Source organism: Bacillus tuaregi, from assembly GCF_900104575.1.
GTDB classification, from domain to species: Bacteria; Bacillota; Bacilli; order Bacillales; family Cytobacillaceae; genus Bacillus_BD; species Bacillus_BD tuaregi.
In genome coordinates, this window is record NZ_LT629731.1 from 3,222,486 (window position 1) to 3,235,382 (window position 12,897).

General features: G+C 40.0%; 15 protein-coding genes. 4 read left to right on the forward strand and 11 right to left on the reverse strand.

Annotated elements, in window-relative coordinates; translation table 11 throughout:
- Window positions 1-53 precede the first annotated feature (53 nt).
- Window positions 54-1,139: a flavodoxin-dependent (E)-4-hydroxy-3-methylbut-2-enyl-diphosphate synthase gene (gene ispG / locus BQ5321_RS17925; protein ID WP_187143796.1), complete on the forward strand. Its 1,086-nt coding sequence runs from the start codon at window positions 54-56 to the stop codon at window positions 1,137-1,139.
- Between the two features lie 84 nt (window positions 1,140-1,223).
- On the opposite strand, the gene BQ5321_RS17930 is transcribed toward ispG, so the two are convergent.
- The 4 genes from BQ5321_RS17930 to BQ5321_RS17945 form a co-directional block, all read right to left on the reverse strand.
- On the reverse strand, window positions 1,224-1,607 hold the full coding sequence (locus BQ5321_RS17930; protein ID WP_071395785.1) for a DUF308 domain-containing protein: 384 nt from the start codon (window positions 1,605-1,607) through the stop codon (window positions 1,224-1,226).
- Between the two features lie 210 nt (window positions 1,608-1,817).
- Window positions 1,818-2,231, reverse strand: a complete 414-nt coding sequence (locus BQ5321_RS17935; RefSeq protein WP_071395786.1) for a Fur family transcriptional regulator — start codon at window positions 2,229-2,231, stop codon at window positions 1,818-1,820.
- A gap of 14 nt (window positions 2,232-2,245) precedes the next feature.
- On the reverse strand, window positions 2,246-3,088 hold the full coding sequence (locus tag BQ5321_RS17940; protein ID WP_071395787.1) for a metal ABC transporter permease: 843 nt from the start codon (window positions 3,086-3,088) through the stop codon (window positions 2,246-2,248).
- Window positions 3,085-3,876 (reverse strand): metal ABC transporter ATP-binding protein, encoded by a 792-nt coding sequence (locus BQ5321_RS17945; protein WP_071395788.1) that lies wholly within the window; start codon window positions 3,874-3,876, stop codon window positions 3,085-3,087. Before BQ5321_RS17945 ends, BQ5321_RS17940 begins: the two co-directional genes overlap by 4 nt.
- Window positions 3,877-4,011: 135 nt before the next feature.
- Between BQ5321_RS17945 and BQ5321_RS17950 the strand changes: the two genes are divergently transcribed.
- The gene (locus tag BQ5321_RS17950; protein ID WP_071395789.1) at window positions 4,012-4,266 is read left to right on the forward strand and encodes a DUF2624 domain-containing protein; all 255 of its coding nucleotides are present in this window, start codon (window positions 4,012-4,014) and stop codon (window positions 4,264-4,266) included.
- Between the two features lie 42 nt (window positions 4,267-4,308).
- On the opposite strand, the gene BQ5321_RS17955 is transcribed toward BQ5321_RS17950, so the two are convergent.
- Complete coding sequence (locus tag BQ5321_RS17955; RefSeq protein ID WP_071395790.1) at window positions 4,309-5,205, reverse strand: deoxyribonuclease IV; 897 nt, start codon at window positions 5,203-5,205, stop codon at window positions 4,309-4,311.
- 19 nt (window positions 5,206-5,224) lie between these two features.
- Window positions 5,225-6,538 (reverse strand): DEAD/DEAH box helicase, encoded by a 1,314-nt coding sequence (locus BQ5321_RS17960; protein WP_071395791.1) that lies wholly within the window; start codon window positions 6,536-6,538, stop codon window positions 5,225-5,227.
- A 248-nt stretch (window positions 6,539-6,786) separates the two neighbouring features.
- On the opposite strand from BQ5321_RS17960, the gene vrrA reads away from it, so the two are divergent.
- Both vrrA and BQ5321_RS17970 read left to right on the forward strand, forming a co-directional pair.
- Window positions 6,787-7,317 carry a VrrA/YqfQ family protein gene (gene vrrA, locus BQ5321_RS17965; protein ID WP_071395792.1) on the forward strand — a complete coding sequence of 177 codons (531 nt, stop codon included), beginning with the start codon at window positions 6,787-6,789 and terminating at the stop codon, window positions 7,315-7,317.
- A gap of 143 nt (window positions 7,318-7,460) precedes the next feature.
- Complete coding sequence (locus BQ5321_RS17970; RefSeq protein ID WP_071395793.1) at window positions 7,461-8,402, forward strand: 4-hydroxy-3-methylbut-2-enyl diphosphate reductase; 942 nt, start codon at window positions 7,461-7,463, stop codon at window positions 8,400-8,402.
- A 56-nt stretch (window positions 8,403-8,458) separates the two neighbouring features.
- Here the strand turns inward: BQ5321_RS17970 and BQ5321_RS17975 are convergent, their stop codons facing one another.
- From BQ5321_RS17975 to BQ5321_RS17995, 5 genes are all read right to left on the reverse strand, one after another.
- The gene (locus BQ5321_RS17975; protein ID WP_071395794.1) at window positions 8,459-9,574 is read right to left on the reverse strand and encodes a Nif3-like dinuclear metal center hexameric protein; all 1,116 of its coding nucleotides are present in this window, start codon (window positions 9,572-9,574) and stop codon (window positions 8,459-8,461) included.
- The gene (locus tag BQ5321_RS17980) at window positions 9,561-10,280 is read right to left on the reverse strand and encodes a tRNA (adenine(22)-N(1))-methyltransferase (protein WP_071395795.1); all 720 of its coding nucleotides are present in this window, start codon (window positions 10,278-10,280) and stop codon (window positions 9,561-9,563) included. The genes BQ5321_RS17975 and BQ5321_RS17980 overlap by 14 nt, the downstream gene beginning before the upstream one ends.
- 124 nt (window positions 10,281-10,404) lie before the next feature.
- The gene (cccA, locus tag BQ5321_RS17985) at window positions 10,405-10,770 is read right to left on the reverse strand and encodes a cytochrome c550 (protein ID WP_071395796.1); all 366 of its coding nucleotides are present in this window, start codon (window positions 10,768-10,770) and stop codon (window positions 10,405-10,407) included.
- Window positions 10,771-10,964: 194 nt separating this feature from the next.
- Window positions 10,965-12,104 carry an acyl-CoA dehydrogenase family protein gene (locus BQ5321_RS17990; protein WP_071395797.1) on the reverse strand — a complete coding sequence of 380 codons (1,140 nt, stop codon included), beginning with the start codon at window positions 12,102-12,104 and terminating at the stop codon, window positions 10,965-10,967.
- Between the two features lie 252 nt (window positions 12,105-12,356).
- Window positions 12,357-12,887, reverse strand: a complete 531-nt coding sequence (locus tag BQ5321_RS17995; protein WP_071395798.1) for a hypothetical protein — start codon at window positions 12,885-12,887, stop codon at window positions 12,357-12,359.
- Between the last annotated feature and the right edge of the window lie 10 nt (window positions 12,888-12,897).

Consider the following 12,897-nt stretch of genomic DNA (forward strand, 5'->3'; position numbering starts at 1 on the left):
CATTCATAACATTGAACAGTGATTATTAAAGGAGCGAATCACCATTGAGTGAAATGATACATCGTACGAAAACCCGACCTGTAAAAGTCGGTAATTTAACGATTGGCGGCAGTAATGAGTTATTTATCCAAAGTATGACAACGACCAAAACACATGATGTTGAAGCAACGGTTGCCCAAATTCACCAACTTGAAGAGGCAGGCTGTCAGATTGTCCGTGTTGCCTGCCCTGACGAACGAGCAGCAAATGCCATATCAGAAATTAAAAAGCGCATCAATATCCCACTTGTCGTTGATATTCATTTTGACTATAAGCTTGCCTTAAAGGCGATCGAAGGCGGCGCGGATAAAATTCGTATTAACCCTGGTAATATCGGTAAACGAGAAAAGGTTGAAGCTGTAGTAAATGCAGCTAAAGCGAAAGGGATTCCGATTCGAATCGGAGTAAACGCAGGTTCACTGGAAAAACGCATTTTAGAAAAATACGGTTATCCTACTGCTGACGGTATGGTTGAGAGTGCACTCCATCATATAAAAATCCTTGAGGATTTAGATTTCCACGATATCATTGTATCGATGAAAGCATCAGATGTTCCGTTAGCGATTGAGGCGTACGAAAAAGCAGCAAAAGCCTTCGATTACCCTCTCCACCTTGGAATCACGGAATCTGGTACTTTGTTCGCTGGTACAGTCAAAAGCGCTGCTGGATTAGGCGCTATTCTTAGCAAAGGAATTGGGAATACATTGCGTATTTCTTTAAGTGCCGATCCTGTTGAAGAGGTAAAGGTCGCTAGAGAGCTGTTAAAGGTATTCGGTCTTTCTTCCAATGCTGCAACATTGATTTCCTGCCCTACCTGCGGAAGAATAGAGATTGATTTAATCAGCATTGCGAATGAAGTGGAAGAGTATATTCAAAAAATTAAAGCTCCAATCAAGGTTGCTGTCCTTGGCTGTGCCGTTAACGGTCCTGGAGAGGCCCGTGAAGCGGACATCGGCATTGCGGGAGCTCGCGGTGAAGGTCTCTTATTCCGTAAAGGCGAAATAGTCCGGAAGGTTCCAGAAGAAACTCTTGTAGAGGAGTTAAAAAAGGAAATAGACCAAATCGCGGAAGAATATTTTGCTAATCAGGCTACAAAGTAAAAAAGTGTAATCATTCATAAAGGAGAAGCCAAGTACACCAGGTACAAGGCTTCTCCTTTTTTCTCTTAAGCGATAACCGCTTTATTAAAAAAACGGGAGGATAAACATACCGAGAATAAGAGAAATAGCGCCAATCGTAATTGCCCAAGAACCAGTTCTAGCTCCTTTTGCGCGAGCAATAAAACCAAGAACAATACCTGCTGCTCCGAATAATACTGGAAATACAAACAGGGACAGGATTGAAAGAGCGATAGCCGCTAACCCAATGCCAGTACCGCCCTCCGCTCGAGCTTCATTTTTATCACCAGTACGCTCGTTCAACCTCATCGAAGTCGGTGCTGCGATTTCAGCTGCTGTTTCTTCTCGATAGTTTTGTTCGCCAAAATTATCTACGCCATACAACTGACCGTCATTTTGTTCTTTTTGCAATTCCTGATTACCTACATTATTTGGGTCTAGATCTGCCATTATGATCCCCCACTCTCTTCATGCATTGTAAATCCAAGCTTAAGCTATTTACCTGTCTCATCCCATGACCCTTTTTGCTAAGTGTCTTTGATAAGACATTTACTATTGTGTGCTAAAATGAGATTTTCACTATAACAATGTTTGACTAGATTGGATTATTAAGGACAAAAAAGCAAGCATCGTTTACATATCGATGCTTGCTTTTCTCCCTTATGATGAACAGGTCGGGCAACGACCGTATATTTCAAATTTATGACCTGAGATGTCATATCCCTTTAAATTATCAGTCAGAATATTCATGGGACAGGTCTCAATTTCCTTAGTTGTGCCACAATCTAAGCATATAAAGTGATGATGATGCTCATGATGCGAACAGGTTAAGCGAAAGTGCTTTTCTCCTGACAGCTCAGTCATTTCAACCAGCCCAAGCTCTACAAATAATGATAAATTCCGATAAATGGTATCAAAGCTTAATCCTGGATATTGGTCTTTCAATTTGTCCAAAACATCTTTAGCTGTTAAATACTTATTATGATCAGCAAATAGCTGAAGCATTTCCTCTCTTTTTCCCGTATGCTTATAGCCCTTTTCCTTCAATATCGTCATTGCTTGATCGACATTCATCCTAATCCACCCCTTTATACCACAGCTTTCACAATCCACTTTTTTGCTAAAATCGACAGGATTAATATTAATACCGAAATCATGACAATCGTTCCACCCGGTGCCAAATCTAGATAATAGGAGATGAATAATCCACCTAAAACAGCGGTCTCACCAAACAAGATGGAATAAAAGATGGTCTGCTTAAAGCCGTTGGCGAGACGAATCGCCGCCGCAACAGGCAATGTCATAAGTGCAGAAACCAACAGCACTCCCACCACTCTCATCGACGCTGCAATCACAAGTGCAACCATGACAATAAAAATCAGATGCAGACCCTTTGTCGGCAGGCCGGACGCTTTCGCATGCTCCTCATCAAAGGAAATTAAGAATAATTCTTTATATAAGAAAAAAATAATGGCAATAACAAAGATACTAATGATAAAAATTAACCATAAATCGGCTCTGCTGACAGCCGATACACTTCCAAATAAATAACTGAACAGGTCGGTATTAAACCCATCTGCAAGTGAAATAAAAATAACGCTTAATCCAATCCCGCCAGAAAGAATAATCGGGATTGCCAGCTCTTGATAATGCTTATAGACGGTCCTCAGCTTTTCGATAAATAATGAGCCCGCAACAGAAAAGGCCATCCCCATATAAATCGGACTCAAGGAGCCGGCAGCCAAGAACTTTTTCTCAAGTAACAGACTAGCAGCTATTCCAGCAAGCGTAACATGACTAAGTGCGTCTGCAATTAAAGACAGCCTTCTAACCACAACAAATACACCAATTAAAGGTGCTATAATTCCAATAATAACGCCTGTTAGAAAGGCATTTTGTAAAAATTCATACTGAAAAATTCCTGCAATCATGAATTTCCCCCTCCATGATTATGTTCATGGGCATGATCATGGGTTAATAAATGGAGATCATAGCCATAAAAAGCACCTAAGCCATTTTTATTCTGTTCCTCAAATTCATGGGTATTTCCATGAAAATGTAAATGCTTATTTAAACAAGCAACATGTGTCACTTTGTCAGTAATGGTTCCAATATCATGGGTAACCAGCATTAAAGTTATACCAAGGCGCTTATTTAAATCACCAAGCATTTCATAGAAAGAACGGACATTTTGCGCATCAACCCCTACTGTCGGTTCATCAAGAATCAAGAGCTCCGGTTTACTAACAAGCGACCTTGCTATAAATACCCTCTGTTGCTGTCCTCCTGACAGTTCGCCAATATTGCGCTTGATAAAAGGCAAGAGTCCAACTGAATCAATAGCTTCTACAATCGTATCATGATCTTCCTTCTTTAATCGACGAAACAGGCCGACTTTTTTCGTTAAACCACTTTTAACCACTTCATAAACCGTTGCCGGGAATCCCGTATTAAATGAATTAGCTTTTTGTGACACAAAGCCAATCCGCTCCCATTCCTTAAATCGGCTGATATCATGGTCAAAAAGCTTAATCTCCCCTTGCTGCGTTTTTAATAGCCCAAGGATAAGCTTTAGCAGAGTCGATTTTCCCGAACCATTTGGCCCGACAATTCCCAGAAAAGAACCCTTCTCTACGGTAAGATTAATATCCTCTAGTACATATTCCCTTTCATAACGGTAGGAAAGACCGCTTATCTGTATGATAAACTTATTATTCATTACATCACCTAAATTCCGAAATCATTCCGATTTAGAGTATACAAGAACCACCTAAAAAAGTAAAGGAAGGAGTCCTCACAGTCTAGTCACTCATCCCGCACCCCCATCATATTTTATCAATAGAGGAGTGATAAAATGAGGATATTTGCTAGCATCATCAATCAAAAAATAAATAGTATCACAGCAGAAGAATTATTAAGATACGCTAAGATTTTTAAAATCTCCATAACTGGGGCACAGGCAGCTCAAATAGCAAAATACCTGCGAGGAAGACAGGTCAATATTTTTGATGATCGAGAGCGTGCTATCCTAGTTAAGGAAATTGCCAGAACGGCAGGAGTGGAGACAGCTCGGGAAGTTAATCGGTTATTTCTAGAATTAATGAAATGAATAAAACCAGGCACATATTTTATCGTGCCTGGACTTATTTTTTTAAGCTTCACTTACGATATCGCGGAGCAAATGTTCATTAAAGGTTTTGTTTCTAAGCATAGCAATCTCATGCTTGTACGGTGGTTTTTTATTATCTTTATCCTCACCAACGAAAGGAGTCTCAAGAATTTTTGGTACCTCTGTTAATTGAGGGTGATGCACAACATAGTTTAGTGCCTTAAAGCCAATATTACCATAGCCGATATTTTCATGACGGTCTTTTCTTGATCCCTGGACATTTTTACTGTCATTGATATGCAGGACCTTTAAGCGGTCAATCCCGATAATATGATCAAACTCATTCAATACACCATCAAAGTCCTCCATAATGTTATATCCAGCGTCATGCGTATGACAAGTATCAAAACAAATAGAAAGCTTATCATTATGGGTAACTCCGTCAATGATCATGGCTAACTCTTCGAAAGACCTTCCACACTCAGAGCCTTTGCCAGCCATCGTCTCAAGGGCAATTTGAACCTGCTCATCTCCAGTTAATACTTCATTTAAACCTTCAATAATTTTTTTTATTCCTACCTCTGACCCTTCCTTGACATGTGCACCTGGGTGAAGAACGATTTGTGTAGCACCAATCGCTTCTGTGCGGTCTATTTCTGTTCTCAGGAAATTGACACCAAGTTCAAAGGTTGCGGGATTTACTGCATTACCTATATTTATGATATACGGAGCATGGACGATAATTTCATTTATACCGTTTTCTTCCATATGTTTTCTACCTGCTTCGATATTTAAGTCCTCAATTTTTTTCCTTCTTGTATTTTGTGGTGCACCAGTATAAATCATAAATGTATTAGATCCGTATGAAACCGCTTCTTCACTTGCTGCCAAAAGCATTTTCTTTCCACTCATGGATACATGAGAACCAATTTTTAACATTCACACTCTCCCCTTGCTCTTACTTTTTCTTTTGCAGTCTTTTCTGTCGCTTTTTAAAGTTTTCTGTTTCATGCTGAATTTTCTTTTTATAGCCAGGCTTTACCTTTTTTGGCTTTTGGAATAGAGATTTTGCTTTTAAATCAATCTCATCAACTTGTTTTTTCCGTTTTTTCCGCTTATTTCGATCTTCCAATTCAACCCATTCTTTATTTTGAAAATCAGCATTTTTAAATTCAATGCCCATCTTCTCTAATCGATTTAACGCATCCTCATCAGAATCCTCATAAATCGATAAAGCAATACCGGAGTAGCCTGCACGTGCGGTTCTACCCACCCGGTGGATATAGAAATCAAGGTCCGTTGGAAGCTCATAATTAATGACATGACTGATTCCTTGAATATCAATTCCACGAGCTGCTAAATCAGTAGCTACAATGTATTGATACTCCAAATCAACAATTTGCTTCATCATTTTTTTTCGTTCCCGCGGTGATAAATCACCATGGATTCGACCCACTTTAAGGCCCTTTGCCATTAGCCCATCCGCCACTTCGTCTGCCTTTTTCTTTGTATTGGTAAAGACAATAGCTAAATAAGGATTAAAATGAAGCAATGCCTGATGTACCAGCACAACCTTGTTTCGATGCTTTGCGGGCAGCAAATAATGATCAATTGCAGCAGCTGTTACCTGCTTAGGTTCAACATGAATATATTTAGGATTCTCCAAATATTTCTTCATAAATGGCTTTAGTTTCTCGGGAATGGTAGCCGAGAAAATTAACATTTGCAGATTCTTAGGCATTCTAGCAGCAATATAATCAACATCCGTCAGAAATCCCATATCAAGCATGATATCTGCTTCATCAATAACAAGCATTTCAGCAGTATGGACAACTAATGCCTGCTCCTTCACTAAATCACTAATCCTACCTGGCGTTCCAATGACAATTTGCGGCTGGTTCTTCAGCTTCTCAATCGTTCGCTGCTTGTCCGTACCACCAATAAATAAACGGACTGATATCTCCTGACCCTCAGGGCAGTGCTGAGCGACTTTTAACGTTTCATGGTAAATTTGTGTGGCTAACTCCCTTGTCGGTGCAGTAAAAATTGCCTGCACTTCCTGACGTTCCGGTTCGATACTGTGAAGGACCGGCAGGACATACGCATGTGTCTTACCTGTTCCAGTTTGGGATTGACCAATTGCACTTTCTTTTTTTAACACAGTCGGGATAATTCTCTCTTGAATCTCAGTCGGCTCATAAAAGCCAAGTTCTTTTACAGCTTCTATAATAAACGGTTTTAAGTTAAAACGCTCAAATTTTGTCTCATTCATTTATATTAACTCCTTTAAATTAAGGGCCATTTTCCAACATTATTGCCAAAACCCTGTCAAATTAGCCTGTTATAACCATCATAATATTATAATCAATTTTAACAAGAATAACCACCCTTTGTTGAAGCAACCATTTCTCCGCATATATCCTAAGCAAAATAGACAGAGATGAATATGATATAAGTGATTGTAAGAACTTATCGAAATAACGAGCTTGATTATGACGTTAAGAAGGGAGGCACTGCAATATGATGCCTAGATATCGTTTTCCAACGCGAACAGGGATGCCCCCCCACTATTTTAATCCATACGGAAGACCGCCAATTCATCCCAGGATGGGGATGTATCCACAAATGCAACAAAGAGGTGGTATTCTTTCCAGGCTGCTTGGAAGGGGAGCACAGACTGGTGCTGCTCCACACAGAGCTTTAGGTGCATTCGGACCACAACAGGCAGGCGGTGGAGGTTCTTTTCTTAAAGCATTGACAAACCCTTCTTCCCTAAACAGCATGTTATCCAATACACAGAAGGTTCTAAGCACAGCCCAACAGGTTGGTCCAATTGTGCAGCAGTATGGCCCGATTGTTAAGAATCTACCAACTCTATGGAAGCTGTACAGAGGTTTCAAGGACGCACCAGAATTCAATCAAACTGAAGAGGAATCGAATGGAGAGCAGAAAGATATTGATGCAGATATGGATATGGATATGGATATCGAAATAGAATCTACCTCAGCCAAACAAGAACCATTACCATCAACACCCAAACTGTATATCTAATAAAAGGATGCTGGAAACAGCATCTTTTTCATTTAAGCTAAAATCATCTCATTTTCACACGACAGCTGCTTGATTTTGGTTTTGCTATAATAATCATTGTTGACTATAATGAATGAGAAAGAAGCTGACTGGGAGGATCGGAGATGAATGTAATAAAAATTGCCCCGCGCGGCTATTGCTATGGTGTCGTCGATGCTATGGTTATCGCCCGCAATGCGGCCTTAGATAAATCGTTACCACGTCCTATTTATATTTTAGGCATGATTGTCCATAATAAACATATTACTGATGCCTTTGAAGAGGAAGGCATTATTACGTTAGACGGCAAAAATAGAAGAGAAATACTTGAGAAGGTAGACAGCGGAACTGTCATCTTCACTGCACACGGAGTGTCTCCTGAAGTCAAGGAGCTTGCCAAACAAAAAGGCCTTGTGACAATCGATGCAACCTGCCCGGATGTGACAAAAACACATGACTTAATCCGAGAAAAAGAAAAAGAAGGGTACACGGTTATCTATATTGGAAAAAGAAATCATCCTGAGCCAGAAGGTGCAGTTGGGATTGCCCCACATATCGTTCATTTAGTTGAAAACGTGCAGGATGTCGAAAACTTAACCCTTCAAGCAGAGAAAATAATTGTCACCAACCAAACCACCATGAGTCAATGGGACGTTAAACATGTGATGGATAAAATTAAAGAACAGTATCCACACGCAGAATTCCATAACGAGATTTGTCTTGCTACACAAATCAGACAAGAGGCTGTGGCCGAGCAAGCTGGAGAAGCAGATGTCTTAATTGTTGTTGGCGATCCGCGCAGTAATAATTCAAACCGTCTTGCCCAGGTATCAGAAGAAATCGCCCATACAAGGGCCTATCGGATTGCCGATATTACTGAGCTTGATATTGATTGGATTAAAGACGCTAAAACCGTTGCCGTCACGGCCGGCGCCTCTACACCAACGCCCATTACAAAAGAAGTGATAGGCTTCTTAGAAAAATTTGACTCGTCAGATCCTTCAACCTGGGTTAAAGAAAATAAAGTCCCGTTAACTAAAATACTACCTAAAGTTAAACAGAGTTAATGTATAAAAAAGCGGCCGTATGGAGAAAACCATACCGCCGCTTTTTGATTTATTATTTAGACAAACTGAAAGGGCTCCGTTACCTTTTCAGAAGGAAAAACGGATACATTATAGCCCTTTTCCTGGCACTTGATTGTCAAATAACGAGTGACTCCCTGTTTCATTACCTTCTCAACATTGTGGCCAGGGTCTATTACATTTAAGCCCATCATCATGGCATCATGGGCAACATGGTAGTATAAATCACCAGTTATGTACACATCTGCACCCTTAAATTTAGCGGATGATATGTATTTATTTCCATCCCCACCCAGAACGGCAACCTTTTTCACCTTGGCTCCCAAATCTCCAACGACACGAAGCGCTGGCACGTCAAGAGCTTGTTTCACAAACTGAGCAAACTCCCCTAATGTTGTTTCCTCTATTTCACCTACTCTGCCAAGTCCCAGACTTTCACCCTTGTTCTCTAACGGATAAATATCGTAGGCAACCTCCTCGTACGGGTGCGCCTTTAACATCGCCTGAATGACTCTTCGTTCTAAATAATCTGGAAAAATGGTTTCGATTCTTTCTTCACTTACCTCTTCCAACTGTCCTGTTTGGCCAAGATGGGGATTAGCGGTCTCTCCCGGAAGAAACTGCCCCATACCTGCTGTTGAAAATAAACAATGACTATAGTTCCCGATTGCCCCTGCGCCAGCATTGCCAATTGCCTCTTTCACTTTCCCGCTGTCTTCAATAGGGACAAATACAACCAATTTTTTTAATTTTGCTTCATAGGTCGGAGCAAGCACCTCTGTATGGGTCAGCTGCAGTGCTTCTGCTAATAAGTCATTCACCCCGCCATTTGCCACATCAAGATTGGTATGCGCCGCATAAACAGCAATTTCATGCTTTAACAGCTTTTCAATCATTCTTCCCGGTAGCTTATCCGTTGTTATATTTTGTAAGGGTCTGTAAATGAGCGGATGGTGGGCAATAATCAAGTCTACTTTTTTTTCAATTGCTTCATCCACTACATCTTCTAGAACATCCAGTGCAATCATAACCCGTTCAACAGGCTTATTTAAGCGGCCAATTTGTAAGCCTATTTTATCACCCTCCATAGCTAATTGCTTTGGAGCAAATGCCTCAAATAATTGAATGATTTCATGTCCATTAACCTTCTTCATTTTCTAGTACCTCCTCTGCCAACGATATTTTTCTTATCAGTTCTTCTTTTTTCAGTCTGTTTTCCGGGGTATCTGATGCATGCTCAAGCTTAGCTAGGATAGACTTCCAGTTTTTACTCTCGGCCTTCCATTTCTTTTTAAAAATCTCGTTACACTCATCCAGTAAAAATGGACCAAATAATAAACCCTTTTCGAGATTTTTCTGATAGGCAGATTGTTCATCTCCCTGTTCGGCAACAAGTACCTCATAAATTTTTCCGTCTTCCTCAATAATTTCCTCGGAGATTAGTACCCAGCCGTTTTCCATTAACCAGACTCGAATCGAAATGGCACTTATATTCGGCTGTAAGATTAGCCTTTTCACATCAACTAGCTTATCCTTGCCTTTTTCAAGGATACTGGCAATCAATGCTCCTCCCATACCAGCAATCGTGATACAATCGACCTCACCCACTTCTATCACATCTAATCCGTCTCCTTTTCGGACGGAAATCTGATCAATTAGCCCTTCTTCTTCAACCTGTCTTTTAGCAGACTGAAAGGGACCTTCCACAACCTCCCCGGCCACAGCCCATGCCACAATCCCTTTTTGGACGACATGGCATGGTAAATAAGCATGGTCCGAACCAATATCTGCTAATCTATATCCGTGCGGTATGTATTTTGTCACAGTCTCTAAACGGTATGATAATTTCTCACTATTCATTCCTTCACCACTAACTCTATTTATTCGTTTTATCGACAGCCTAATAGGTCTTTCCTGTTAAGTATAAAAAAAGTCCCCTGCATATGCAAAGGACAAAAGGAAAAATTAACGAATCAATATAATCTTATTTTAAACCAGCCAGCCATTCAGCCATTTCACCAGCTTTTTCTGCCGGAACTAAGCCTGGAGGCATGGAACCCTTACCATTTGTAACGATATCAGCAATTTCATCTGTAGACATTCTGTCACCAACACCCTTTAAGGCAGGCCCCACTCCGCCCTGGTATTGATCACCGTGACAGTTGATACAGTTCTGCTTATAGATATCCTCCGGATTTGAAGCTACTTCTTCTGTCTTCTCCTCGCCGCCACCTTCAAGTTCGGCCGCTAACTCTTTTGAATCTCCAATACCTTTGAATGAAAGAAGAAACATTGCTAATACCCCGACAACCATAATCGTAATAAACGGTATAATCGGATTACGATTCATAAGATTACCCTCCCCTATGTACAAACTTTTTAACTAATTAATATATTTAAACAATTTCTATTTTACTCGAAAACCAGCAGAAGTAAAAGACCTTATATCAAACTTTGTCAAATTTAGTTGCTAAAAAAAATAAAATCTTCATCCATTTAGATGAAGATTCAGGATTTTCGAGAGAATCATTCTCATATATTCCGTTAGCAGCCAATTGATCTTGCAATCACCATATGCTGAATTTCTGAGGTTCCCTCACCTATTTCTGTTAATTTTGCATCACGCATATATCTTTCCACATGATAATCCTTCATATAACCATAGCCGCCGTGGATTTGGACCGCCTGATCTGTAACTTCCATACATATCTTTGAGGCATATAATTTACAGATTGCCGCTTCTTTAGTAAAGGGTCTTCCTGCATCCTTCAGCCAAGCAGCTTTGTAAACACTATTTCTTGCTAATTCAATTTTCATAGCCATTTCCGCCAGTTTAAATTGTATAGCTTGGAAAGTGCCAATGGATTGACCAAATTGCTTTCTTCCTTTTGCATAATTTAGTGCTCTCTCATAGGCTGCCTGTGCAATCCCAACAGCCATAGCCCCAATCCCAATTCTTCCGCCGTCAAGGGTAGCCAGAAATTGCTTAAAGCCTTCACCTTTTTTTCCTAACAGTTGTTTTGTCGAAACATGAACATCATCAAAAATCAGCTCGGTTGTATTTGACGCATGCAACCCCATTTTTTCATAAGAATCACGAATGGTAAAACCGGGAGAATCTGTCGGGACAATAATGGCACTTATTTCTTTTTTACCATTGCTTTTGCCAGTAACGGCTGTAATAGCTACAAATTTTGCATAGCTTGCATTGGTAATAAAACATTTATTTCCATTAATAATGTATTCACCATTTTTCTCGACTGCCTTTGTCTCCGTTCCACCTGCATCAGAGCCCGCACCAGGCTCTGTTAAACCAAACGAGCCAAAGCTGACTCCCGTACATAGAGGAATTAAATATCTTTGTTTTTGTTCCTCAGTACCAAAATAATAAAGCGGAGCACCGCCTAAAGAAATATGTGCGGAATAGGTGATACCCGTTGCCCCACAGGCACGGCTTAATTCTTCGGTTACTATCGCAAAACTGATGGTATCAGCTCCAGCACCACCGTATTTTTCAGGGAATGGCAGCCCCATCATACCAAGCTTTGTCAATTTTTGAAACACGTCAATCGGGAAGCTGTGTTGACGATCTCTTTCCAGCGCACCTGGCGCCACCTCTTCATCAGCAAATTCTTTTATCATTTTTTTAATCATTAGCTGTTCTGCGGTTAAATCAAAATTCATAACCATCCCCCCAATGATATGAATTTCTATCCCCCATACAATAATATGTTATTAAGAAGGAGGTCATGAATATCAAATTCGCCCGTCGAATTTACGTCCGGATTTTTATCGAGCTCGCTCGATAAACTATCTTTAAAAAATCCGTGACAGAGGCTTAACTTCATTCAGCCGGGGTTTGAACCCCCACTGAATCGAAGAACCATTTGCATTCATCCCCCACTTGTAGAAGTAGAGGACTTCTGCTGAATGAAGTTAAAACAGTTTGTCACTGAATAAGGCGAGACTTAATAAAAAGAGTCCCAATATCCCAGACAAAGTAAAATGGAGCTGCTTAAACCTCCAGCCACCTGCCAGCCACATGATACAATTCAATCCTAATACGATATAAAGCACCAGTAAATTTTCTGGAAGTAAAGCTAAGGTTAATTTTACAGATGAAAATAATACCACTAAGGCCGTCACAATTAGGGGGATTTGGAAAAGTAGTCCTTTCTTCTTAAATAAAAATGTTAGATAAATGCCCATTAATATCAAAATGATGGAAAACACCAATTGCAAAATGAAAGATAATTCAGTAAAATATAATATAATCATAATAATAGGGATAAATAGAGGTAATAAGAGTTCTTTTTTCAACCAATGGGATTTTTTACTTTTTTCTTCTATGCCATTTCCTTCTGTATAGATGGCAAGTAAAAAGTCACAATAATGCTCAGGAAGTAAACGGTTTTTCTTCCAATATGTAATTTCATTAATAATAATTTGTTTCCTGCTATCCTGCATGAGCTCACAT

Excerpts from the sequence above, each read along its gene's own strand:
- vrrA (WP_071395792.1), top strand. The coding sequence starts at position 6,787 with ATGATGCCTAGATATCGTTTTCCAACGCGAACAGGGATGCCCCCCCAC.
- BQ5321_RS17970 (WP_071395793.1), top strand. The coding sequence starts at position 7,461 with ATGAATGTAATAAAAATTGCCCCGCGCGGCTATTGCTATGGTGTCGTC.
- BQ5321_RS17955 (WP_071395790.1), bottom strand. The coding sequence starts at position 5,205 with ATGTTAAAAATTGGTTCTCATGTATCCATGAGTGGAAAGAAAATGCTT.
- cccA (WP_071395796.1), bottom strand. The coding sequence starts at position 10,770 with ATGAATCGTAATCCGATTATACCGTTTATTACGATTATGGTTGTCGGG.
- BQ5321_RS17990 (WP_071395797.1), bottom strand. The coding sequence starts at position 12,104 with ATGAATTTTGATTTAACCGCAGAACAGCTAATGATTAAAAAAATGATA.
- BQ5321_RS17930 (WP_071395785.1), bottom strand. The coding sequence starts at position 1,607 with ATGGCAGATCTAGACCCAAATAATGTAGGTAATCAGGAATTGCAAAAA.
- BQ5321_RS17980 (WP_071395795.1), bottom strand. The coding sequence starts at position 10,280 with ATGAATAGTGAGAAATTATCATACCGTTTAGAGACTGTGACAAAATAC.
- BQ5321_RS17945 (WP_071395788.1), bottom strand. The coding sequence starts at position 3,876 with ATGAATAATAAGTTTATCATACAGATAAGCGGTCTTTCCTACCGTTAT.
- ispG (WP_187143796.1), top strand. The coding sequence starts at position 54 with ATGATACATCGTACGAAAACCCGACCTGTAAAAGTCGGTAATTTAACG.
- BQ5321_RS17950 (WP_071395789.1), top strand. The coding sequence starts at position 4,012 with ATGAGGATATTTGCTAGCATCATCAATCAAAAAATAAATAGTATCACA.
- BQ5321_RS17940 (WP_071395787.1), bottom strand. The coding sequence starts at position 3,088 with ATGATTGCAGGAATTTTTCAGTATGAATTTTTACAAAATGCCTTTCTA.
- BQ5321_RS17960 (WP_071395791.1), bottom strand. The coding sequence starts at position 6,538 with ATGAATGAGACAAAATTTGAGCGTTTTAACTTAAAACCGTTTATTATA.
- BQ5321_RS17935 (WP_071395786.1), bottom strand. The coding sequence starts at position 2,231 with ATGAATGTCGATCAAGCAATGACGATATTGAAGGAAAAGGGCTATAAG.
- BQ5321_RS17995 (WP_071395798.1), bottom strand. The coding sequence starts at position 12,887 with ATGCAGGATAGCAGGAAACAAATTATTATTAATGAAATTACATATTGG.
- BQ5321_RS17975 (WP_071395794.1), bottom strand. The coding sequence starts at position 9,574 with ATGAAGAAGGTTAATGGACATGAAATCATTCAATTATTTGAGGCATTT.